Consider the following 23837-nt stretch of genomic DNA (forward strand, 5'->3'; position numbering starts at 1 on the left):
GTCACCCTCGCCCCGGCCTTCTCATGCCGAACGCTCTGGCCAAGTAACGCGTATACCTTGAGAGCACCGCACCTTGCTTGCGCTGACATGTAAGACATTGCGTCCCATTGATGCCTTGCTGAGCATAGGCACGACGTTCTTCATCCGTCATTTCCCATCCGCCCTTGAAATAGTAGTGGATGGCAAGTTCCGGATCGTGCTCAGGTACCGGCTGCGTACGCGTCCCAGTGACCTGCACCTCACCACACGAGATGCAGCGCTGGCCTTCTCCCGCTGCGCGAGCCGCCTGGCCGGCGGGCCCGTTGGTCTGCGAACCACCGTAATGCTGCTGACGGTTGTACCGCTCTTCGGGTATCTCGGGCCCCTGCCGGTCAGTGGCCACACCGTCGGAATCGACTTCGAAGCGCGCGTTGTCCGCTACATCGCCCTCGCCACAGTTGTGGACGAGGACGGGGGTGTCTCCGGCCTCCACATAGTAGGTATGAAGGCTGCCAACAGTGAGGTCGTAGGTGGTGGTGTTCGCGTGGTAGAGGCGGACGCCGGTGACCTCGGCGGTGCCGGTCGGGGTCTGGAGGACGTCTCCGGTGTGGAGGTCCTTGGCCTCGACGAACGCCGACTGGGTCTCGTCGTAGAACGGGTGGTGGAACGTGGTCGTGAGGTGCGCGCTCTTGGCGTCGTCACCGGTCGGTGCGGCCTCGGTCGTTCCAGCGGCCTTGGTGTCCTGCGCGGACATCGCGCTGCTGACCGCCGCCATCGGAACCGTCGCCGGCTCCTGACCGTGGTGCCCGTGGCTCGCCGCCAGCGCACCCAGCACCGCCGCCGACGCCGCCAGGCCGAAGGCCGCCTTGCGGGCCACCTTCCGGGCCAGGGACTTCACCCCAACCTTGGAGCTCTCCTTGGCCGTCGCCGTCTCCTTGATGGTGAGGTCCACGAAGTCATGGTCCGTGTGCGTCACGATCACCGCGGTGACCTTGTGCGCCTCCGTACCCGACTGGCCCGGCACCGAGTTGGCGATCGTGTCGCCCACCCGGACGTGGTCGATCGTCTTCGTCGTACCGTCGGCCATCAGTACCCGGGTCGAACCCGTGAAACTGTGTACCGGGCAGCCGCCGCCCGACTGACTGCGTGTCCCCGCACCTTCGGATTCCGCTCGCGAAGCCGCCGCCTCCGTGGCATCCGTGGCCGCCGTCTCCTCGGCCTCGGTGGCCCCCTTGCCGAAGAGCCCGCCCACGACCTTCATCGCCTTGGGCGCCGCCTTCGCCAGCAGCTTGCCGCCCAGGCTGCCGAGCGCCCCGCCGAGCGCACCGGCGACGGCGCCCTCGACTGCGGACTCGCCGAACGCGCCCGCGGAGCAGTCCCCGCCGCCGTTCTCCGCGCACTTGAAGCCCTGCTCCACCAGCGACCCCGCCGCACCCGCGGCTGCCGCGCACCCGATGGTGCCGACGCCGGCCGTCAGCGCCTCGCAGCCCGCGAACACCGCCGTCGACACCACGAACGAGGTGATCGCCGCCGCGTGGTGCTTCACGAACGTCGCCGTCGACTTCGCCGCCTTGACCGTGGCGTGGTAGGCGGTCAGAGTCGCATGGGCCACCGCGTGTGCGGCCTTCTTCGCCGCGTGGGCGACCTTGTGAGCCGCCTTCTTCACCGCGTGCACCACGCGATGGGCCGCATGCGAGGCCTTGTGGTAGGCGGTATGCACCGCATGTACGGCTGCGTGATAGACGCGTCTGACATGCCGTGACGCGTAGTGGTAGACGCGTCGCGTCGCCCGCACCGTCGCGTGGTACACGTCTCGCACGTGGTGCACGACCTTGTGGGCCGCGTGCTTGACCGCGTGGACGACCTTCCGGGCCACGTGCTTGGCCGCGTGGTAGACCTTGTGAGCCACGTGCTTGGCCACGTGCGTGACCTTGTGGACGGCCTTCTTCGCGCCGCAGACCGCGTCGTACCAGGAGCAGTTGCCCGACTCGTCGGTGCCGGCCATCGGATTGTCGTCGACGTAGGAGAAGGGGTTCGCCGACACCGAGTTCGGGATCGCGTTGAGCGACACACTGTCCTTGTTCAGGAACTGGCCCGTGCCCGGGTCGTACCAGCGCGACGCCGTGCCCACATCACCCGAGCCCGGCTCCGTCCAGCCCGACTGGAAGCCCAGGTGGCCCGTCACCGTGTTCGTCGGGGAGACCACCTTGCCCAGCGGGTCGTACGACACCGAACCCGCCAGCGAGGTCGCGCCCGACGTGAACGTGCCCACCACATCGCTGTGCTGGTCCGCCAAGGCCAGGACCCCGCTGCCACCCGCCGGCTTGACGCCGACCACACCGCCCGCCGGGTCGTACGTGTACGTGTTGTCGCCGTCCGACGCGATCGTGTTGTCCGCGCCCGAGTAAGCGAAGGTGCGCGAGGAGGGCACCGACGTGTCCGCGTCGGTGATGTTCCGGCCGAGGGCGTCCAGGACGTACGACTGGGTGCCGGCCACGACCTGGTCGCCGAAGGCGTCCGTCCTGTACGCCACCGTGCCCGACGTCCCCGACTCCTGCGTCATCGTGCCGCGCGCGGAGTAGTCGTAGGCGGACTTGCCGTCCGAGGTCAGCTCGTCACGGGCGTCGTAGGTGTACACGTCCGAGCCGTTGCGGATGCGGTTGCCCGACGCGTCGTAGGCGTAACTCGTCGTCGTAGAACCGTTGTTCCACGAGGTCAGGCGGTCCGACCAGTCGTAGGTGTAGGTGTTCGCCGAGGCGCCCGACACACCCGTCGTCGTCTTCGACGTCAGGTTGCCGTCGGCGTCGTAGCCGTATCCGAAGCTCGCCACGGTCGACGCGCCCTGCACCAGCACGTCGTTCGTCAGCTCGTGCGAGCTGTTGTAGGTGAAGGTGCGGGTCTGGCCCGTCGAGCCGTACTTGACCGTCTTCGGGTCATTCAACTGGTCGTAGGTGTAGGTGAGTTGGTTGCCCGTGGCCGCGTCGTTCAGTGTCGACAGGCGGCCCGCCGTGTCGTAGCCGTACGAAGTCGTCCCCGCCACGTCCGTGCGCGACAGCGTCGACGCGTCGTTGTTGTACGTGAAGCTCGACGAGCCCGCCGAGCCGGACGCCGTGAGGATGTCGCCGCGGTCGTCGTAGGTGAACGCGTCGTGCGTGGCGGCCTGGTGGTCGGCCGCGCCCGCGATCCCCGCCTCGTCCGTGTCCGCGGACAGGACCCGGCCGTCCGCGTCGTAGGCGAAACTGCGCTTCGCCGTCGCCGCGTCCGCGCCGGACCCGGACATCGTCGTCAGCTGTCCGTTGTCGTCGTACGTCATCGACGTCGTGACGCCGCCCGGCAGCGTGGCCCTGGTGACCTGGCCGTCCGCGTCGTAGGCGAAGGTCGTCGTCGAGTCGGCGGCCGAGGTGTACTTGGCGGTGGTCGGTTCGATCACCTTCTCCTGCTGGCCCCACGGGGTGTACGTGTAGCGCCAGGAGTTGCCGCGGCCGTCGGTGAAGCGGGTGCGGTTCCCCGCCGCGTCGTAGCCGAAGGTGGTGGTGATCGACGTCGAGGCGTCCACCGGCTCCACCTGCTGGGTGATCGTCCCCGCCGCGTCGTACGTCCAGCGCGTGGTGTGCTGGTTCGCGTCGGTCGCCGCGGTCATGTCGCCGACACCGTCGTACTGTTGCGACGTCTCTGACAGCTTGGTACCGCTCGCGTCGTACTCGCGGGTGGCCGTCGGGTCGTCCGAGGCGTTGTAGTCGGTCTCGGTCCAGGTGCCGTCCGCCAGCGTCGTCTTCGTCGTGTTGCCCTCGAAGTCGTAGCCGTAGCGGGTGGTGTTGCCCGCGCCGTCCGTCACGGAGGTGACGTCACCGGCCCGGTTGTAGCCGTACGAGGACGTCACTCCGCCCGGCGAGGTGGTCGACGCGGTGTGCGCGCCGTACGGGTTGCCGGTCGTAACCGCGTACGAGTTGGTCGTCGTCAGCGTTTTCGTCGACGGGTAGCGCTCCAGCGTCGTCGAGGTCAGTTGGCGGCCCAGGAAGTCGTACGTCGCCTGGGTCTGCGCGCCGGTGCCGTCGGTCGCCGACAGCTGGTCGCCGGCCGTGTCGTACGTGGCGTGCGTCTTCGTGCCGTCCGGCGCCGTGATCTGGGCGAGGTTGCCCGTCTGGTCGTAGAGGTAGGCGGTCGTCTTTCCGCCCGGGCTGATCTCGGAGGTCTGGTTGCCCTCGCTGTCGTACGTCCACACGGTGGTGCCCGCTTCGGGTGTGGAAGCGCCCGACGGGGTGTACGACGGCAGGGTCTCGGAGACCTTGTTGCCGTCGGCGTCGTACGCCGTGGTCGTCACCAGGCCGTTCGGGTCCTCTTCCTCGACGCCCTCGCCGAAGGTGTTGAAGCCGCTGGTGGTGACGGGGTGGACGGTCGCCGCGGTGGTGCCGTCGGGTTCGGCCTGGACGGCGGGCGCGGTGGAGACCGCGAGGTTGCCGGCCTCGTCGTAGGCGTACGTCGTGGTGTTCTGCTCGGCGTCCGTCGTGGACGTGGGCAGGCCGCGCTTGTCGTAGGCGTACTTGGTGGTCTGTTCGGTGGAGGAGCCGACCGTGCCGCCGGTGCGGGTCCTGCCGTACAGCGAGGTGACCTCGGCGGCGCTCAGGGCCCGCTGGTAGACCTGTACGTCGCCGACCGAGCCGGCGACGACGTCGCTCGTGGAGCCGTCCGCCTTTTCGGTGCCGCCGATCGACAGCGGGCCTGTGCCGGTCCACGGCGAGGGGTCGGTGGCCGAGGCCGCCTGGGCGCCGTTGACGTACAGCTTCATCGAGCCGGTGGTGGCGTCGAAGACGCCGACCAGGTGCGTCCAGGTGTTCAGTGTCGGCGCCGCGGTGGCCGTGGCGTCGTAGAACGCGGACGGGGAGGCGGCGTCGGAGCTTGCCACGTGGAAGCGGTACGCGTTGTCCGCCTTCGAGTACTGCAGGTTGAAGGAGGCCCGGCTGGTGCCGCCCTGGGCGACGAAGGTGCGGTAGGTGGAGGTGTCGGACAGGTTGACCCAGGCGGACACCGTGTAGGAGGCGGTGGTGTCCAGGGCGGGGCTGTTGGTGGCGATGACGTTGCCGGTGCCGGTGGTCGTGCCGGCGAACTTCGCGGCACTGTCCGACCAGGTCACGCCCGGTCCGGCGGTGGCGGTGTTGCCGGTGCCGGAGGCGTCGGTGACGTTCGTGCCGGAGGTCTGGTTGAGCTTCCACCAGCCCGCCGGGTGACCGGACGCGTCCCCGTACAGCGTCTCGCTGAGCACGTTGCCCATGTCGTCGTACGTACTGGTGGTGGTGCGGTCGTAGCCCGTGGCGTCGTGGTCGGTCTCGGAGGCGATCTCGTCGTCCGGGGTGTACGCGACCGTGCTGACGCGGTCCACGCCGGTCGGGTCGACCGTGGTGGAGGTGGTGCGGGAGGCCGCGTCGACCTTGTACTCCGTGACGGTCTCGCCGTTGTCGGAGGTCGAGGTGAGCAGGTTCCCGGCGGCGTCGTAGGTGTCCGACTCCAGGACGTAGCTGCTGGTGCCGTCGGCGCTGGTCCGCTTCACCGAGGCGGTCAGACCGTCGTCGAGGTAGGTGTAGGACGTGGTGTTGCCCATCGCGTCGGTCACGGACGCGAGGCGTCCGGCCGGGTCGTAGGCGCGCGAGGACTCCGTGAGCAGGGTCGCGGTGCCCGGACTGACCGGGTCGCCCGTGGACATCAGGGCCTGGGTGAGCAGGTTGCCGTTGTCGTCGTAGGTGTAGCGGGTCTCGTCGCCCGCCGAGGTGACCTCCTTGGTCTTGTTGCCCTGCGTGTCGTAGGTGTACGTCGTGGTGTTGCCGTTGCTCGCACCCGCGGCCGCGTTGGCGTCCGAGTCGGTCAGTACGCGGTCGTAGGCGTCGTAGGTCTGCGTCTCGGTGCGTGAGGCGTCGCCGCCGCTCGCGTCGGAGACGGTCTGCGAGGTGACATTGCCGTCCTCGTCGTACAGGGTCGTGGAGACGGCGGCGTGCGTGGCACCGGTGACGCGGTCGGTGAGTTGCGGGTCGTGCTCCTCGGTGACCTGGCCGTTCAGGTCGTACTTGTAGGTGGTGGTCAGGCCGTTCGGGTAGGTGTCGGAGACGACCTTCTGGCTGAGCACCTGGCCCAGACCGTCGTAGGCGTACGTCGTCACCAGGCCGACGGCGTCGGTGGTCGAGGCGACGTCACCGTTCTTGAAGTACGACACCGAGTTGACCGCGCCGCCGGGGCTGGTGGTCTTCACCGGCAGGCCCTTGGGCACCACCCCGCCGTCGGCGGACGGGTAGGTGCTGGTGCCGTCGCTGTAAGTGGTCGTGGTGGTGCGGCCGTTCGGGAAGCCGGCGACCGCGGGGCCGGTGATGCCGGTCTGATCGCCCTGTGCGTCGTAGGCGTACGAGGTCAGGTACGTGCTGTCGGTCGCGGATGCCGAGCGGCCGTCCCGCTCGGTCATCAGCTGGTCGTTGCGCGGGTCGGTGGTGGTCAGCTGGGCCGTGGTGTCGTCGGGGTAGTACGTGTAGTACTCGGTCGAGCAGTGGTTCGCGGACTGGTCCTGGCAGGCCGTCGAGGAGACGACGTTGCCGCGCACGTCATGGCCGGTGACGGCCATGGAGCCGTTGGGGTCGGTGACGGTGTGCTCGAACCCGGCGGTGTCGTAGCCGAAGCTGGTCCTGTTGCCGAGGCCGTCGGTCTCGGTCAGCGCCCGGTTGCCGTTGGTGACGTCGTACGTGTAGGTGAGCGTGGCGTTCGCCGGTGAGGTCACCTTGACGGTCTCGACCGGGAGGAGGCCGGTGGAGTTCTTCGCCGCCTCCACATGGGCCGCGACGTCCTGCGCCAAGAGCCCCGAATGGTAGAGGGCGACGTCGGCGATGGAGCCGGTGAAGTGGCTGACGTCGGCGGGCGAACTCACCCAGCCCTTCGCGAAACCGGCGCCCAGGTAGAGGTGTGTGTCGGACTGATCGTTGGGCGTCCCGGAGAAGGTGGCCTGTTGGATGCCGTCCAGGTAGAGCGTCTGGGTGGCGCCGGACACGGTGAGCGCCACCTGGTGCCAGGCGCTGTCGGTGACCGTGCCGGTGGAGCCGAAGACGGCGGTGCCGGATCCGCTGACGGACCAGAAGTGGCCGTGCAGTTTGTTGTCCGTGCCGACGTACAGCAGCGGGGCGTACGTGCCCGACGCGGCGCTCGCGCCGGAGACGGGCACCGACTGGTCGCCGACGATGACGCCCTGCGCGGCGGTCTTGAACCAGAGTTCGAGGCTTCGGTCGCTGGTGGCGTGCAGGGTGGCGGCGGGCAGTTCGACGTACGACGTACTGCCGTTGAACGTCGCGGCCTTCTGGTCGCTGAAGGGACCGGTGGCGCCGAGGGTGACCGCGCTGTATGTGCCGTTGCCGCCGCGCACCTCGTCGACGGCAGTGGTCGCGCCCGCCGCTTCCCCGAGCCGGAAGTAACCGGAGGGCGCGGCGCCGAGGACCGCGCCGCGGTAGGTCTGGCTGGAGCCGGTCACCGTGGGCGCGGCGAGCTTCCAGACGCCGCCGTTCTCGTCGGTGAGCTGGGTGAGGGTGGTGGTCGCCGGGTCGTACGTCATGGCCGCGTACGTCTTGCCGGACGGCCGGGTGATCGAGGTGAGCAGGCTCGTGGCGTGAGTGCCGTACTGGTAGAGGGAGTTGACGTCGGCGGCGACCAGCGGGCGGCCGTACCAGGCCGCGTCGGCGATGGAGCCCTTGAAGTAGGTGGCGTAGCCGTCCTTCTCGGTGGAGCTCTGGTGCGGCTCGTCGGGCCAGTTGCCGCCGAGGAAGCCGGTGCCGAGGTAGTTGAACGACTGGTTCTTGCCGAAGGCGACCGCGCTCTGGATGGAGACGGTGCCGGTGCGCGAGCCGATCTTGGCGTTGTCGACGTACAGCGTCTGCGAGTTGCCCGCGGCGGACATGACCACGTGGTGCCACTTGCCGTCGGCGACCGACGCGGACGTGACGATCGGGTTGATGCCGCCGCTGTACCAGAACTCGGCGTTCAGCTTGCCGTCGGTGCCGACGTAGATGGAGGGGGTGTAGAAGCCGGCGGCCTGTCCGGAGCCGATGGGCTGGGAGGCGTAGGAGTAGAGGACGCCGGGGCCCGCCGAGGTCTTGAACCACAGGGACAGCGCGCCCGAGTCGGTGTCGTTGCCGAGGTTCTTGGGCAGCGCGATGTCGGAGGAGGTGCCGTTGAAGCCGGCGACGGTGGTGGCGGAACCGATCAGCGGGCCACCGCTCTGGCCTGTCGTCACGTTCTCGTAGGTGGCGTTGTCGGTGCCCTCGTTGGCGAGAACCGCGTCCTTGGCGGTCGTCGCGCCCGCGGCCTCCGACAGCGGCCACATGCCGTGCGGGTCGAGGTCGAGAGAGGCGTTCTGGTACTGGGAACCGGTCGTGTAGCCGTACGTCGTGCACTTGGTGGGCGACAGCGGCGTGCACACCTTCGTCAGTTGGTCGCCGGTGTAGCCGTACGTCCAGGTCTGCGCGGTCGACGAGTCGCCGGCGGTGACGGGGTCGGTGACGACGGTCGCGACATGCGCGGCGGACGCGCCGCTCGGCGTCGACCAGCTGAGGGTGAGGGAGCGCGTGGAGACCGCGGACGTCATCTTCGTGATGTGGACGCCGGTCCAGGTGAGGGTGAGGGTGCGGCCGTTGGCGTCCGTCACCGAGGTCAGTCCGTAGCCGCCCGAGCCCAGGGACTGGGTGAACGTGTAGGCCGTGTCGTCCTTGTCGGTGAGCGAGTAGCCGCCGGTGACCGTCTTGAACGTGGCGAACCGGCCGTTACCGGGTGTGAACGTGCCGTCGCTGTTCTTGCCGTAGCCGACCTGGGAGCCGTCCGGGTAGGTGACGTTGACGCTGGACACCGCGCCGGACGCCGTGTACTGCTCGGTGGCGCGGGAGTCGACGATGCTCGACCAGCCGGAGCCGAACCCGCCGGTCCAGCGCGGGTCACGGGAGTTGTAGTCGCGCTCCACGTCGAGCGAGGGGCCGACGGTGGAGATCGAGGCGTCGGTGTCGGAGGTGGTGTAGTTCCCGATGGACGCGTCGAAACCGTGGTCACTGCTGTTCTGCGAAAGCCCCGAGGTGATCACGGGCTGCGGCACCTGGACGGAGAGCGCGTAGGGATCCGCGGTCGAATAGAGCGCGGTGGTGGAGTCGTACGCCTGCACGGTCCACGTATAGGACTTGCCCCACGCCAGTTTGCCCGCCGGGACGGTCCAGTCGCCGGTGGAGATCAGGCCAGAGGTGGCGACCTGGGTGTTGTTCGCGTCGAGGACCTTGAAGACGTACTGGTTGCTGCTGCCGCTGGTGGAGTTGGCGCCGCCCGCCCAGGCGGTCAGCTCCGGCGTGGTGGTGTTCGCGACCGCGTTGTCGGCGGGGAACTGCTCGTACATCTGCGGCGCGGTGTTGCCCGTGTAGGTGACGGTGATGTACGGGCCGAGCGAGGGGTCGTTGAAGGAGCCGAACTGCTTCCAGTGCAGGGTGTCCGCGGTCGAGGCGTACACGGCGAGGCCGTGGTCGGCGGTGGTGCCGCTCATCCAGCCCTGGATGGCGGAGGTGGTCAGGGGGACGCTCACCCAGTCGCCGACGCTGCGGTCGGCGCCGGAGTTGGCGCAGGCGTTGGGCACGCTCGGCGTGGCGTTGCCGATCGAGGAGCCGTACGTCGGGCCCGGGTAGCTGGTGACGGCCTCGGGTGTCCACGCCTTGGTGACCAGGGCGACGTCGAAGCGCTCGGCGGTGCAGGTGGCGGCCCAGGTGTCGAAGAGGTGCAGGGACGCGGAGGAGACGGTGACTCCGCTGCCGTCCCAGGCGGTGTCCCAGTGGTTGACGTAGCTGACCGCGGAGTGGGCGCCGGAGTCGTACGAGCCGACCTTGATGGTCTGCTCGTAGGAGTGGTCCACGCTGTAGCCGGACTCGGCGTACGTGGTGGTCCAGCCGTCGGTGACGGTGGGGTCGACGGTGACCGGGAAGACGCGGCGCGGGTCGTGCAGCCAGCTGTCGTCGAGGGTCACCTTCAGCGCGTAGCCGTCCTTGTCGTGGACGAGCTCGGTGGTGACGTCATAGGTGGTCGCCGGGTCCCCGGAGCGCTGGTTCACCTTGGCGTCGTAGGCGTACGACGCGGGTATGCGCTCGACGGTCTTGCCGGCGGCGTCGCGCAGGTCGATCGAGCCGCTCTTGGTCTGGACGGGCGTGAGGCCCTTGAGGTCGAGCGGGAAGGTCCAGCTGTTCGCGGCGTCCGCGGAACGCAGGACGATCGCTTCCTTGACCCCGGAGGCGGTGGGGGCGACCTGGAGGTCGGTGTCGCGCAGGATGTTCTCGTACGAGACGCGGGAGCCGTCGGCCGTGCCCTTGACGGACTTCGCGCCCAACAGGTCGTAAGTGAGGGAGTGCGTGTCGTCGACGCCGACCGACACGAGCTTCGAGTCGTCCGCTCTGGCACCGAAGTCGACGGCGAGGGAGTTGGCCTTTTCGTGCCAGCGGCCGTCCGGCCCGGCCCGTACGTCGACGTCTATCGGCGCCCATCTCCCTTTCCCGACCTGGTAGTTGACGGTGGTCGGGGATATACGCCGAGTGGTGCTGCCGTCGGCGTTCTCGAAGACGGTGTCGGTGCGCGAGGACTTGCTCGCGTTGCGCTTGCTGGTCTTTGCGACATAGCCGGGGCCGCCGTTGCTCTTGCCGTGCTGGACGGCCGGCTTGTGCGGCTGGTAGGCGGAGAGTTCGCCCTTCCCCTTGCCCGGAGCCCTGCCCACGCCACGCTGTGCGTCGGTCGACTTCGCGGACAGGTGGTGCTTGTGCCCGGCCGCGGTACCCGACTGCTGGTGGGGGGTCCTGCCCCAGTGCGGGTCCTCGAACCAGGACGCCATCGAGCTGAGGCTCGGCAGCGAGACCGAGACCGCGTCCAGCTCCATGCCGTCGGCCAGGGCCTGTTGGGTCGTCAGCATCAGCGCGAGCGCGGTGAGAACAAGCACGGCCACGCGGCGCCGCATGCGATGCGCACGGCGGGCGGAGCTGCGGCGGCGAACGGGCCGGATGCGCACGACTTCGACTCCAACGGTCAGGAGAGACACTGAAACGCGCTGATCTTGACCGTTGTGAACATCCTGTGGACAGACTGTGGGGGCGATCTTGCCCCGACCTTTGCCGCCTCTTGCTGATCCGGCCCGACTTGTCTCGACTCACCCCTTTGTTTCTTGTGAACTTCTTTTTTGCCTCTTGTGAACTTCTTTGCGGACTGGCCGGGTTCGTGACCATCTTTCACGCCGGTTCACTGGGACGATCACGTGCGGATGGTGCCTTCAGTCCGCGTGAAAGCGGGCCGGCGCGTTCGTCGGGTTGCCGCCGGACGGTATTTTCTGGTCGGGGCAGCCTGCGAGCACCCGCTTCATCGCGGCCTTCTCGCTGCTGGTGACCCACAACTCGTACTTCTTCTTGACGGCCACCTGAGCGGCGACATACGTGCAGCGGTACGCCTTGTTGGGCGGGAGCCAGGTCGCCGCGTCGCCGTCGCCCTTGCTGCGGTTGGTGCTGGAGTCGACGGCGCGGAGATTGAGCGGGTCGTTTATGTGGGCACCCGTAACTGTCTCACCGAGAATCCCGTTATGTGCGCGTACAGCTTGTCTCACACGGGGAGGGCGACTTGCGCACGATGGACTCGGACGACGCTGACACCGGTGCGGAAGCGACAGTGCTCCTGCACAGGACAGCAGTCGGGGCATCCGCGACGGATGAACTCCCCTTCGACACGGGCGCAGTTCTCCGCCGAGCCGGTGCCGACGAGGGCAGAGCCTTCATCCTTGGCCCCGACGGCGGGTACGACCTCCACCTCAACCGATTCCTGCGCGACCTGGAGAACTGGGGCGTGCGGTCGGAGAACAGCCGGATCGCCTACAGCAGCGACGTCATGCTCTACTGCCGGTTCCTCCACGAGTCCCGGGGCGGCAAGTCCATCTGGGACACGGATGGCACCGACCTTCGCGCCTACAAGTCCGTACGACTGCACGGCGACGGGCCGGGCAAGGTGTCGGCGGCGACCTGGAACCGCTCTGTCGCCGCGCTCGACAAGTGGGTGCAGTGGTCCCTGTACGAGGAGCTACTGCCGGCCGAACCGTTCCGGTACGTCGACAAGACTGTGGTGTCGCCGCAGGGGCCGAAGCGGGTTCGCGTCAACGCCGACGCCGAGCCCGAGGTGCCCCGGCAACCGGTCAGCTTTCTGTCGCACGAGGACTTCATGCTCTGGCGGGACGTCGGCCTGCGGGGTCTGCTGCCGGACGGCGCCCCCGATCCGGGGTGGCGGGGACGCAACGGCGAACGCAACGCCCTCTTCGCCGACCTGCTGGTCTGCACGGGGATGCGGTTGGGTGAAGCCACCAGCCTGCTGACGACGGAGCTGCCGCCGGTCACCGGCAGACGCGTGATCGGCGACATCACCGTCTCGGCCGCGGTGGCGAAGCGGGGCAGAGCACGGACGGTGTACGTCCGCCCCCGGGTCGCCCGCGACCTGCACCACTACGCCGGCATCGAGCGGGACGAGCTCGTCCAGCGGCGGCGCGCAGAGGGCTTGTACGAGGCACACGCCGATCGGCTGCCGGTGCGACGGGCGAACCGGCACGCCCTGGCGGTCGAGTCCGGCACCAGCTGGTCGTACTCGCGGATCAGCACAGCGGACCGGGCACGGCTCATGCAGGTTGATGGTCAAAGCCGCGTGAGCGGACCACTGTGGCTGTGGCTGGGAGAGAACGGGCTGCCGCTGCGCGGCAGCACCTGGCAGTCGGTGTTCCGGCGGGCGAACGAGCGGTGCGCTGCCCTCGGCCTGGATTTCGACGTCCACCCGCACACCCTTCGACACTCCTTCGCCGTCCACATGCTGGGGCTTCTGCTGAGGCAGACCGTCCGGGCGCTCGGCATGCGGGAGGACCGGCGGTACACGCACGCCGAGGTGAAGCGCCTGCTCGTCGGAAATCCCCTGCGCAGGCTCCAACTGCTGCTCGGCCACCGCCACGAGGCGACGGTCTACATCTACCTGGACGTGCTGGACGAGGCCCAGGAGATCGTGCTCGCCGCTCTCGACGATTGGGACGAACAGGCCGCCGCCTTCGAACGGATCCGCCCGGACACGGAGGAGGGCCGGTGAGCCCGCGCCGCGTCCGCTTCCCCGCCGCCGTCGACACCCCGGATCCGACAGAACTGGTGCCGTCGATCGGCCCGGTGACCTTCACGGTGGACCTGAACGGCGACCCCGAGCGCATCGACCTGTCCGGCCTGCCGTGTCCACGCCTCACCCGGGCCCTCGCCACCGCCTTCACCGAGGTCATCAACGCGCCCGGCAACCTGCGTAGCCGCAGCGGAGTCCGCCGACTCGTCAGGTACGTCCGGGAGTTCGTCGAGTTCACCGCCAACGCTCTCCCCGGCTCCGCCGCCGAGCTGCGCCTGGGTGACCTGAACCCGGGTCTCCTGGACGCTTTCGAGCTGCGGCTGATCGCCCGATACGGGGAGACGAGCAAGGAACCGTACCTGGTCATGACGTACCTCGTGCGGCTGCTGAAGCTGGTTCACGAGGCGCACCCTGACGCCTTCGACGCCGCCTTCCATGCCCGCCTGGGCTTTACGTCGGCCTCGGCCCACCGGGCTTCGAAACCGCTCGACGCGTATCCGTTCCCGGTGCTCGACGAACTTGAGCGGGCAGCCCGGGACGACGTCGCCCGCGTACGCGACCGGATCCTGGCCGGCGAGAACCTGGCCGCCACGGGCCGCGACCCACGTCAGCACGGCTGGGACCGACTGGAAAACGTCCTCTGGCACGTCGCGAACCGCGGCCCGCTGACCGCCGACGATGTCTCGTACAAGATCCTGCGTCCCTGGGGCGGCCGGTCGGAACTCAACGGCCGTCTCCATCTCACGGCGCGGGACCTGGTGCCCTTCCTCCTCCTGCTTGCCTGTCAGACCGGCATGGAACCCGAGTGCATCCGGCAGTTGAAGTCCCACTGCCTGACCAGCCCTGCACGCGGATACGTGAGCGTCGCCTACGTCAAGAAGCGCTCCCCTGGTTCCGCGCACAAGACGGTCAGGGTCTCCGACGGCGGCTCACTGCGCTTTCCGGGCGGCGTGATCCGGCTGGCGCTGCGCCTGACGAAACGGACCCGAGAACTGATCGGCACCGACGCGCTGTGGTGCGACGTCAGCGGCCCTGGACAGTCCCGCGCCTCCTTCGACGGCCCCTACGGCTCATCGGACGTGACCCGGGAGTGGATGTCCGCGCAAGGACTCGACCAGCTCACCGACAGCGACGGCCGACCGGTCTCCCTCGATCTGCGCCGGGTGCGCAAGACCGTCAAGTCCCGGCAATACCTGCGGGCAGGCGGGGTGCTGGAGGATTTCGCATCCGGTCATACCCGGCCGGTCGCGGCGAAGCACTACGCAGACATCGATGCCCACGAGGAAACCCACAACCAGGCGGTCGAGGCGGGGCTCGTGCAGGCGCTCGGCGCGGCCGCGGCCTCGCCGGTCGTGCTGTCGGACGAAGGCGACCGTCTCGACGACGGCGAGGCCGCGCTCAGTACGCAGGAGATCAAGTCGGCGCTCTCCGGCGAGCAGGACGTGTGGCTCGCCTCCTGCCGCGACTTCTTCGCCTCCCCGTTCGCGCGCAAGCCGGGTGCCGCCTGCCCTGTCCCGGCCTGGGGCTGCCTGGAGTGCCCCAACGCCGTGTTCACCAACCGCCATCTGCCCAGCCTGCTGTCCTTCCTGGACTTCCTGGAGCGGCAGCGCGAAGAGTACCCGGCCGCCGAGTGGAGCGCGCGGTTCGGGCTCGCGTGGGACCGCGTCGTCCATGGAGTCCGTGCCCGCTTCAGTACGCGCCAGATCGCCACGGCGCAGGCCATCGCCGAGGCCGACGGCGACCGATTGCTCCTGCCCGCGTCGTTCCTGGAGGTCATCGCATGACTACCGTCCCGACGCCCAGGGCGGAGCAGGCAGGCCCACTTTCGTCCGAGGAAGCCGAGAAGTTCGTACTGCCGAAGCGGCTCACGGTCGGTTTGCCCGGCCGGGGCCCGCTCCTCACCGACGACATCTGGGACCTGCGGTGTGTGCTCCCCCGTACCTGGCGGACATGGCGGCTCGACTTCACGCGGATCAGTGATCCGGTGACGCGACGTACGGCGAAGGAGTACGTCGCTTCCCGCCTGCGCAGGGGCTCGCTGGGGCTGGGCCCGCTCAAGGCCACGGCAGCGGCCGGAGAGCTTCGCGCCTTCGCCTCCGTCGTCAAGGATCTACGGGACGTGGGCGCCACGCGGTTGTCGGGCGTGGACCGCACCCACCTGGACGCCGTGCTGAAGAAGTGGAAGAGCAGCCCGCACACTGCCATCCGCAACGTCACCCTGCTCAAACACCTCGCAGCGCATGGGCCGTTCCTGTCCGAGGACAGGTTGAGCATCCTCCCCTGGAACGGCCGGAGCGCCTACGGCGTCGCCGGTGTACAGCGGATCAAGGGCGAGAACATCACGCCCCGCATCCCCGAAGAGGTCCTCGCGCCGCTGCTGCGGGCTGCGGTCTTCTACGTAGAGACGGCAAGCGGTGACATTCTCGCCGCTCAGGAGGAGATCTCTGCGCTCAAAGCGGCACGCATGGGCCAGAACCTGGGTCATGGCCAGGCACGTGAGCGAGCCCTGGCCTTCATTGCCGGTCGCCGGGCAGCCGGTCGGGGCATCCCCGCGATCCCTGTTGAGGCCGCGCACACCGTGCCCGGCGCCGTCACTGTCGACGGGGTGCCACAGAGCCCCAACCACACCCTCGTCTCCCTGCTTTCCGGCTGCGGGAAGGCCGTACACCTGCGAGCACTGATGGCAGAAGCCGGGGAGAGCCTCGGATACGAGGAGGGCGGCCTGGACACGCCGATGTCCACGTGGCCGGGCTCGGGCAAGCCGTGGCGATCGCGGCTCAGTCCCTTCACTCTGGCCAACGAGTTGTCGTTCCTGCGCACGGCGTGCTGGATCGTCATCGCCTACCTGTCAGGCATGCGTGATGCGGAGGTACGTGAGCTGGGCCGCGACTGCGCGGTCACCGAGGTCGGAGCCGACGGACGCCCGCGGTACAAGATCCGCGGCAAGGTCTACAAGGGCAAGGGGCGCAAGCTCAGCGGGGAGGAAGCCGAGTGGGTGGTCCTGGACGTCGTCCATCGGGCCGTTGCCGTGCTGATGGAGGTCAACGACGACCCCGGTCATCTCTTCGGCTACGACGGTGGCGGCCGCAACGGCCACGTCCTGCTGAGCAACATGCCCCGGCGTCTCCGGGCCTTCCGGGACCACCTCAACGAGCTGTTCAGCACGACGGACGGGTTCTATGTGCCCGCGCCTTCCACGTCCCCGGAGAACGACACTCCCTCACCGGAAGAGACCTTCCAGGAAGGTGAGGACACCACGGAGTCCACCACGCTCCCCTGGGCCTTCGACACCCGGCAGTTCCGCCGCACCCTCGCCTGGCACATCGCCCACCAGCCGTTCGGTGTGGTCGCGGGAGCTCGCCAGTACAAGCACGCGGCGATCACCATGTTCGAGGGATACGCGGGAACCTCCACCTCCGGCTTCACCGACGAGGTCGCTGCCGAAGAAGCCGTCGCCAAGCTCGACTACGTCGAGGACCTCTACCACGACTGGAACGAAGGCGGGGCCTCCGCAGGCGGCGCCGCCCAGCGGATCGAGGCCGAGTTCGACCGCATCCGCCGCGAACTCGGCGACCTGCCAGGCGCAGTGGCCAGCCCTTCCCGCTTGAGGACACTGCTGCACCACCTGACGAAGACCCTGCACCCCGGCGTCCTCAACGACTGCTTCTACCAAGCCGAGACGGCCGTCTGCCGCAAGCGCGCCAAGCCTCTGGGGCGCCCCGTCCCCATGCTCGACATGTGCATGCGCTGCCCCAACTCACGCCGTGCCCCTGTCCACATGCCCCGACTGGAGCGAGCACGTGCCATGGCCCAGGCCGAACTCGGCGGTGTCACCGGTCTTCCGCAGCTCCAGCAGCTCGCCATCACCGAGCACCTGGCCACACTCACCCGCCTAATCGCCGAGATCGACCACGAGGACACCTGCCGATGACCGACTCCACGGACGAGACCCTCCGGGCCGCCCGCACCGCCTTCGCACGCCTCGCCCGGGAGAACCCAGGCCTGACCGACATCGACCGCAAGGTCATGCGCGCCTTCGAGCAGCTCATGCTCGGCCGGCCCGAGATCACCGACGGCAGGACCTCGGCTGTGAACATCTGCGCCGAGGCCGGCGTCTCCCGAGCCTCGTACTACCGCTCACCGGTCTCGGCGACGATCAAGGAAGTCCTCGGCGCCCCGCAGGCCAAGCGGCCCGAAGCCGACGAACTCAGGCAGGAAATCGCCAAGCTGAAGAAGGCCCTGCAGGAACTCCGCAGCGACAAGGCCGCCGAGACCCGGGAGCTGCGGTCGACCGTCGCCGCCTACGCGAACCAGATCCAGATCCTCACGCTCAGGAACGCCGAGCTGGAAGCGGACGCCCACCGGCTGCGAGCTCAACTCGTCGAGGAACAGCACGGAGTGGTGAAGCAGCTCCGGAAATCCCCGGCATCCGCCGGGCCGCGGTCGGTTCAGTCGTGATTCATCAAACCGTCCCGGCCGTGCCTTGCTGCCGCTGGAGGTAGAGCCTCAAGGCATCGACACCGTCCTCCACGAAGCTCCATCGCTGTCTCGCCTCCAGGAACTCCTGAGGAGTGAGCCATTCATGCCAGGCGATCTCCGACGGGTCGACGACGACCTCTCCCTCAATCACCACTTCATGGATCCCCAGCCAATAGGGACTGATAGCCCCCCGGCACAGGTACTTGAAGACGAACTGCGGTGAGGCGCTGACACCCAACTCCTCGGCGAGCTCCCGCGCAGCCGCCTCCTCATAGGACTCGCCGATGTCCACGGCCCCGCCCACGAGCCAGTTGTACTGGCCGGGGAACCGGGACATGGTCTGCGGCCGTCGATGCACCAGGATCCTGCCGTCGGGGCGCCGACAGACGGTCGTCGCAACGCGGTGCAGCCACCCACTCCGGATGGCCTCGCCACGCTCGACAACTCTCAGTACTTGATCCTGATCATCGACCTGCTCCACCAGTTCACCCATGGCGCATACAGTTCCACACAGCTCTGACCGTGCCTGTATGCAGGCTTGCTGGACAGCCTGCCGCTCAACTGCCGCACTGCTTGAGCATCGTGCTCCTGTCCGCCGCCGTAACGGAAAGCTCGTACTTCTCCGCTACCTGCGCGAAGCGAACCGCGTACGAGCAGCGGATCGCCTTGCTGGGCGGCAGCCAGGACGCCGGCCCTGAGTCCTGCTTGGCGGAGTTCGCAGGGCCCCAGACCGGCAGAAGATTCAGCACGTCGTTGGCCAGGCGCTGCCGCTTCTGCTTGTCCCAGCGGGCCGCACCCATCTGCCAGGCGTACGACAGCGGCACCACGTGGTCTATCTGCACCTCGGTGGCCTTCGTCTTCTTCCAGGCGATGTCCTTGCCCGTATACGGGTCGTGCAGCGTCATCGACACGACCACGCAGTCCGAACCGGTACGGAACTCGACTTCCCGGCCGTCGAGTTTCAGCAAGTCGTTCCGGGTGTCGCAGCCGTTCCGGGCCAGCGGCACGCCATCCGCCGTGTCCATCCAGGCATAGCCGAACTCGTCACGCTCGTACCCCGTCTTCGGCCCCCTCCCCTTGGTGGACAGCTTGGAAATCAGCTCACGCGCCGCCGTCTTGTCCTCATCGGAGGAGATCGCGGCCAGCCCCGGCTTTGTTCCCTCCGGGTTCGCCAAGGGGCTGGTTCCCTGCCCGTCGGAGGCCGACGTGCCTTCGCCCGACGGGCCGCTCTCGCCAGGCAGGCCGCCTCCCGTGCAGCCCACCAAGGCCACCCCGAGAGCCAGTACAGCACCGGCAGCACGCCCACGAGCAGCCCGGACCGTTCGTCCCGTCACGTCACGTCCCCTCCGTCGGCCGTCAGGCGAGATATCGCCTCGCGTGAGACACCGCCCAGGCACTTGGCCGCTCTGTCCCTGAGACACATCACCGTGAGACACCTAAACCGCCAACATAAGGTCGTTGGCCAGAGCTATCCGCTTGCTGGCGTCCCAGTACTTGGCGCCCTTCTGCCAGGCGTCCGAGAGCGCGATGACGTGGTCTATGTCGACAAGGCTGCGGCCTCTGACGAACGTCACGTCCTTGCCGGTGTAGTGGTCCGGGTTGAGCTCCCCGGAGGACACCTTGCAGTCGCCGTCGCTGAACTTCACGTCCTCCAGGTCCCGTTTGAGGATGTCGTCTCGGGTGTCGCACGAATTCGAGTCCGTGTCGGCCCAGGCCGTGCCGAACTTCTCCCTGGAGTAGCCCGTCTTGGGCGCACGCCCCTTGACGGTCAGGGAGTCGACTGCGGTGAGAGCGGGGCCGCCCGCCACCGTCTCTTCCGGGCCCGCGGCTCCGTCCTCGGGTTCGATCTTGCAGCCACTGACACCGAGGCTGACACCCACCACGAACACCATCAGCGCGGACCCCGCGCTCCCACCCCGCAGACGCGTCACGACGCCCTCCCCCTCACCTAGCCGGATGCGCACAGTACGAGCGCGTTTCCCCTGATCCCAAGGTAGTGGCCGCGATACGTCGGCCGTACCTGCCCGCGAGGGCCAAGAGGTGCACGCCGGGGTATCACCGGTGGCGAGTCACCTCCGGAGGAGACCCGAAGGCGGCCCGAAGGAGACCCGGAAGAGGCCCGACAGAGACCCGGAAGAGGCCCCCGGAAGCGCCCCAGCAGGAACTCCGGAGGAAACACCAGAGGGAACTCTGGACGAGCATGGTCTACACCCTTGCCCCGATGGGCCGTTGACCTTCTCTCCCCTTCCTTGACCGTCAAACCTTTCCGATGCCGAGCGTCGTCTCCGAAGGAAGCAGGCCCGAGCCGAGCACCGCGACCCAGAACTCGCCCACTTCCAAGTGATGTTCACGCCAGAGCTGCTCCGCGCGAACGACCTGGAGCTGACCACCGCCTCGCCGGAGTCGCCGCGTGGTCCCTGGCCCAAGTAAGCCTGACCGACTGGGCCTTGGCTCTGAATTGAAGATCTGGCCCGCCATGGTCGTCGTCGGCAGCCGCCCCTATGACCCGAGAATCGTCGCCAGGAACTCCCCGGTCCATCCGAGCAACTCCCGCCCCACCAACGGCTTTCCGCCCACCTTGGCGGTCTTCGGGCGCGGTACCAGGAGCTGGTGCGCGGTCGGCTTGATGACGGTCCCCGGGTACAGCCGCTTCAGGCGCAGCTCCTGGGACTCCCTCAACTCCGCCGGGGCGAAGCGGATGTTGTTGCCCTGGAGGACGACCTCCCCGACTCCGCAGGCGCGGGCGAGCATCCGCAGGCCCGCGACGAGCAGCAGGTTCTCCACCGGTTCGGGCAACTTGCCGTAGCGGTCGACGAGTTCCTCGCGTACGGCCTTGACGTCCTCCTCCGTGTTGGCGGAGGCGATGGAGCGGTAGGCCTGGAGGCGGAGCCGCTCGCCCGGCGCGTAGTCGTGGGGGACGTGGGCGTCGACCGGGAGCTCGATCTTGACCTCCAGGGGCAGCACTTCCTCGACGCCGCCTTCCAGGGATGCCCGGTAGTCGGCGACCGCCTCGCCGACCATGCGTACGTAGAGGTCGAAGCCGACGCCCGCGATGTGGCCGGACTGTTCGCCGCCGAGCAGATTGCCCGCGCCGCGGATCTCCAGGTCCTTCATGGCCACGTACATGCCCGCGCCCATCTCCGTGTGCTGGGCGATGGTCGCGAGGCGCTCGTGCGCGGTCTCGGTCAGGGGCTTCTCCGGCGGGTAGAGGAAGTAGGCGTAGCCGCGCTCACGGCCTCGGCCGACCCGTCCTCGCAGCTGGTGGAGTTGCGAGAGGCCGAAGTTGTCGCCGCGCTCGACGATCAGCGTGTTCGCGTTGGAGATGTCGATGCCCGATTCGACGATCGTCGTCGACACGAGCACGTCGAACTTGTTCTCCCAGAAGTCGACGACCACCTGTTCCAGGGACTGCTCCGACATCTGGCCGTGGGCGGTGGCGATGCGCGCCTCGGGGACGATCTCGCGGAGGCGGGCGGCGGCGCGGTCGATCGACTCGACGCGGTTGTGGATGTAGAAGACCTGGCCCTCGCGCAGCAGTTCGCGGCGGATCGCGGCGCCGATCTGCTTCTCCTCGTACGGGCCGACGAAGGTCAGCACCGGGTGGCGTTCCTCCGGCGGGGTGGTGATCGTCGACATCTCGCGGATGCCGGTCACGGCCATTTCCAGCGTGCGGGGGATCGGGGTGGCGGACATCGTCAGTACGTCGACGTTCGCGCGCAGCTTCTTCAGCTGCTCCTTGTGCTCGACGCCGAACCGCTGTTCCTCGTCGACGATGACCAGGCCCAGGTCCTTGAACTTGGTCTCCGCGGAGAAGAGCCGGTGGGTGCCGATGACCAGGTCCACCGAGCCGTCGCGCAGACCCTCCAGGACCGCCTTCGCCTCCGTGTCCGTCTGGAAGCGCGACAACGCCCGTACGTTCACCGGGAATTGGGAGTAGCGCTCGGAGAAGGTCCCGAAGTGCTGCTGCACCAGCAGAGTGGTGGGCACGAGCACCGCGACCTGCTTGCCGTCCTGTACGGCCTTGAAGGCGGCGCGGACCGCGATCTCCGTCTTGCCGTAGCCGACGTCGCCGCAGACCAGCCGGTCCATCGGGACCGTCTTCTCCATGTCGTCCTTGACCTCGGCGATGGTGGTGAGCTGGTCGGGGGTCTCCGCGTACGGGAAGGCGTCCTCCAGCTCGCGCTGCCAGGGGGTGTCGGGGCCGAACGCGTGCCCGGGGGCCGCCATGCGGGCCGAGTACAGCTTGATGAGGTCCGCGGCGATCTCCTTGACCGCCTTCTTCGCCCGCGCCTTGGTCTTCGTCCAGTCGGCGCCGCCCAGCCGGTGCAGGGTCGGGGCCTCGCCGCCGACGTACTTGGTGATCTGTTCCAGCTGGTCGGTGGGGATGTAGAGACGGTCACCGGGCTGGCCGCGCTTGGCGGGGGCGTACTCGACGACCAGGTACTCGCGGGTCGCGCCCTGGACGGTGCGCTGCACCATCTCGACGTAACGGCCGACGCCGTGCTGCTCGTGGACGATGTAGTCGCCCATCTCCAGCGTCAGCGGGTCGATGGTCTTGCGGCGCCTGGCCGGCATCCGCGCGCCGTCCTTGCCGGCCGCCTTCTGGCCGGTGAGGTCGGTCTCCGTCAGGACGGCGAGCTTGAGGGCCGGGTCGATGAAGCCGTAGTCGATCGAGCCGCAGGAGACATGGACGACCGAGGGGCTGATGTCCGCCACGTCCGTGTCCAGGCGGGCCGCGATGCCCTCGCCGCCCAGGACCTCGACAGTACGGGCGGCGGGGCCGTGCGCCTCGGTGACGTACACCGTGCGCCAGCCGTCGGCCAGCCAGCCCTTGGTGTCGGCCAGCGCCCTGGCCGTGTCGCCGCGGTAGGTCTCCGGGGCGTGCATACCGAGCTTCAGGGTGTCCGCGTCGAGCTCGTCGTCGGCGGCGAAGGGCGACACCGACCACCACATCATGTCCAGCTCGCGCGCCCGGTCCCGTACGTCCGCGATGGACCACAGGGAGGCCGCGTCGACGTCGATGGGCGCCTCGCCGCCACCCGCGGTCGCCGCCCAGGACGCCTGCAGGAACTCCTGCGACGTCGCCACCAGGTCCGAAGCCCGCGTCCGCACCCGCTCCGGGTCGCACACGACGGCCATCGAGCCCTCGGGCAGTACGTCGATCAGCAGCTCCATCTCATCGACCAGGACCGGAGCCAGCGATTCCATTCCCTCTACGGCGATACCCTCGGCGATCTTGCCGAGCAGTTCGCCCAGCTCCGGGTGCTCCTCCGCCAGCCGTGCCGCCCGCGCCCGTACCTCGTCCGTGAGCAGCAGTTCACGGCAGGGCGCGGCCCACAGCCCGTGCGCGGCCACCTCCAGCGAGCGCTGGTCGGCGACCTTGAAGTAACGGATCTCCTCGACCTCGTCGCCCCAGAACTCCACCCGCAGGGGGTGCTCCTCGGTGGGCGGGAAGACGTCGAGGATGCCGCCGCGGACCGCGAACTCGCCGCGCCTCTCGACCAGTTCGACCCGGGAGTACGCGGCTGCCGCGAGCGCTTCGACGATCTCGCCCAGGTCGGCGCTCTGGCCCGTGCGCAGGGCGACCGGTTCCAGGTCGCCGAGGCCCCTGACCTGCGGCTGGAGTACGGAACGGATGGGCGCGACGACGACCGAGACCGGGCCGGTCTCCGGGTCGTCGGGGCGCGGGTGCGCCAGGCGGCGCAGTACGGCCAGGCGGCGGCCCACCGTGTCCGACCTCGGGGACAGCCGCTCGTGCGGGAGCGTCTCCCAGGACGGGTACTCCACGATTCCCTCCGACGGGAGGAGGGAGCGCAGCGCGGCGGCCAGGTCCTCGGCCTCGCGGCCCGTCGCCGTCACCGCCAGTACGGTACGGCCGGCCTCCCGGGCCAGGGCCGCCACCGCGAAGGGACGGGCCGCGGGCGGGCCGACCAGGTCGACGTGCATCCGGTTGCCGTCGCCCGCGGCCTTCACCGCTTCCGTGAGGGCGGCGTCCTTGACGACGGCGTCGAGCAGACCGTGCAGGCTCATGAAGGGTTTCCATCCCGGGAGTGGGCAACGCGAACGACCCGACACGTGTTCCGGGCCGGGGGCCTCCAGCGTACGTCGGCGCTGCGCGCGCTGTGGGGCGTGAGGTACCCGGGGTGGGGCGGGCGTCCCTGGGGGCTGCCGCCCCCAGACCCCCCACATCGGCCTGAACGGCCTCGTCCTCAAACGCCGGACGGGCT

General features: G+C 68.8%; 8 protein-coding genes and 2 pseudogenes. 4 read left to right on the forward strand and 6 right to left on the reverse strand.

Features of this window, described 5'->3' with window-relative positions:
- Window position 1 precedes the first annotated feature (1 nt).
- A complete protein-coding gene (locus ACFYPC_RS15460; protein ID WP_388675481.1) occupies window positions 2-10954 on the reverse strand; it encodes a LamG-like jellyroll fold domain-containing protein in 10953 nt (3650 codons plus the stop codon).
- Between the two features lie 321 nt (window positions 10955-11275).
- Window positions 11276-11539: pseudogene (locus ACFYPC_RS15465) on the reverse strand (HNH endonuclease family protein); the annotation flags it as partial.
- A gap of 86 nt (window positions 11540-11625) precedes the next feature.
- Between ACFYPC_RS15465 and ACFYPC_RS15470 the strand changes: the two are divergent.
- From ACFYPC_RS15470 to ACFYPC_RS15485, 4 genes are read left to right on the forward strand one after another with little or no spacing between them, the layout of a single operon-like run.
- A complete protein-coding gene (locus ACFYPC_RS15470) occupies window positions 11626-13110 on the forward strand; it encodes a tyrosine-type recombinase/integrase (RefSeq protein WP_388676206.1) in 1485 nt (494 codons plus the stop codon).
- Window positions 13107-14915, forward strand: coding sequence for a hypothetical protein (locus ACFYPC_RS15475; RefSeq protein WP_388675484.1), 1809 nt, complete (start codon window positions 13107-13109; stop codon window positions 14913-14915). Before ACFYPC_RS15470 ends, ACFYPC_RS15475 begins: the two co-directional genes overlap by 4 nt.
- Window positions 14912-17062, forward strand: a complete 2151-nt coding sequence (locus ACFYPC_RS15480) for a hypothetical protein (protein ID WP_388675487.1) — start codon at window positions 14912-14914, stop codon at window positions 17060-17062. The genes ACFYPC_RS15475 and ACFYPC_RS15480 overlap by 4 nt, the downstream gene beginning before the upstream one ends.
- Window positions 17059-17589 (forward strand): hypothetical protein, encoded by a 531-nt coding sequence (locus ACFYPC_RS15485; RefSeq protein WP_388675490.1) that lies wholly within the window; start codon window positions 17059-17061, stop codon window positions 17587-17589. Before ACFYPC_RS15480 ends, ACFYPC_RS15485 begins: the two co-directional genes overlap by 4 nt.
- A 4-nt stretch (window positions 17590-17593) precedes the next feature.
- Here the strand turns inward: ACFYPC_RS15485 and ACFYPC_RS15490 are convergent, their stop codons facing one another.
- The 4 genes and pseudogenes from ACFYPC_RS15490 to mfd all read right to left on the reverse strand — a co-directional run bounded on the left by ACFYPC_RS15490 (window position 17594) and on the right by mfd (window position 23640).
- Entirely contained in the window at window positions 17594-18103 is a 510-nt protein-coding gene (locus ACFYPC_RS15490; RefSeq protein WP_388675493.1) for an NUDIX domain-containing protein, read from the reverse strand.
- A gap of 64 nt (window positions 18104-18167) precedes the next feature.
- Window positions 18168-18893, reverse strand: coding sequence for an HNH endonuclease family protein (locus ACFYPC_RS15495; RefSeq protein ID WP_388676209.1), 726 nt, complete (start codon window positions 18891-18893; stop codon window positions 18168-18170).
- Between the two features lie 171 nt (window positions 18894-19064).
- Window positions 19065-19541 (reverse strand): annotated as a pseudogene (locus ACFYPC_RS15500) (HNH endonuclease family protein); the annotation flags it as partial.
- Between the two features lie 568 nt (window positions 19542-20109).
- Window positions 20110-23640: a transcription-repair coupling factor gene (mfd, locus tag ACFYPC_RS15505; RefSeq protein ID WP_388675496.1), complete on the reverse strand. Its 3531-nt coding sequence runs from the start codon at window positions 23638-23640 to the stop codon at window positions 20110-20112.
- Window positions 23641-23837 lie beyond the last annotated feature (197 nt).

Origin of the sequence: Streptomyces sp. NPDC005808, assembly GCF_042871385.1 — a bacterium.
In the GTDB taxonomy this organism is placed as follows: Bacteria; Actinomycetota; Actinomycetes; order Streptomycetales; family Streptomycetaceae; genus Streptomyces.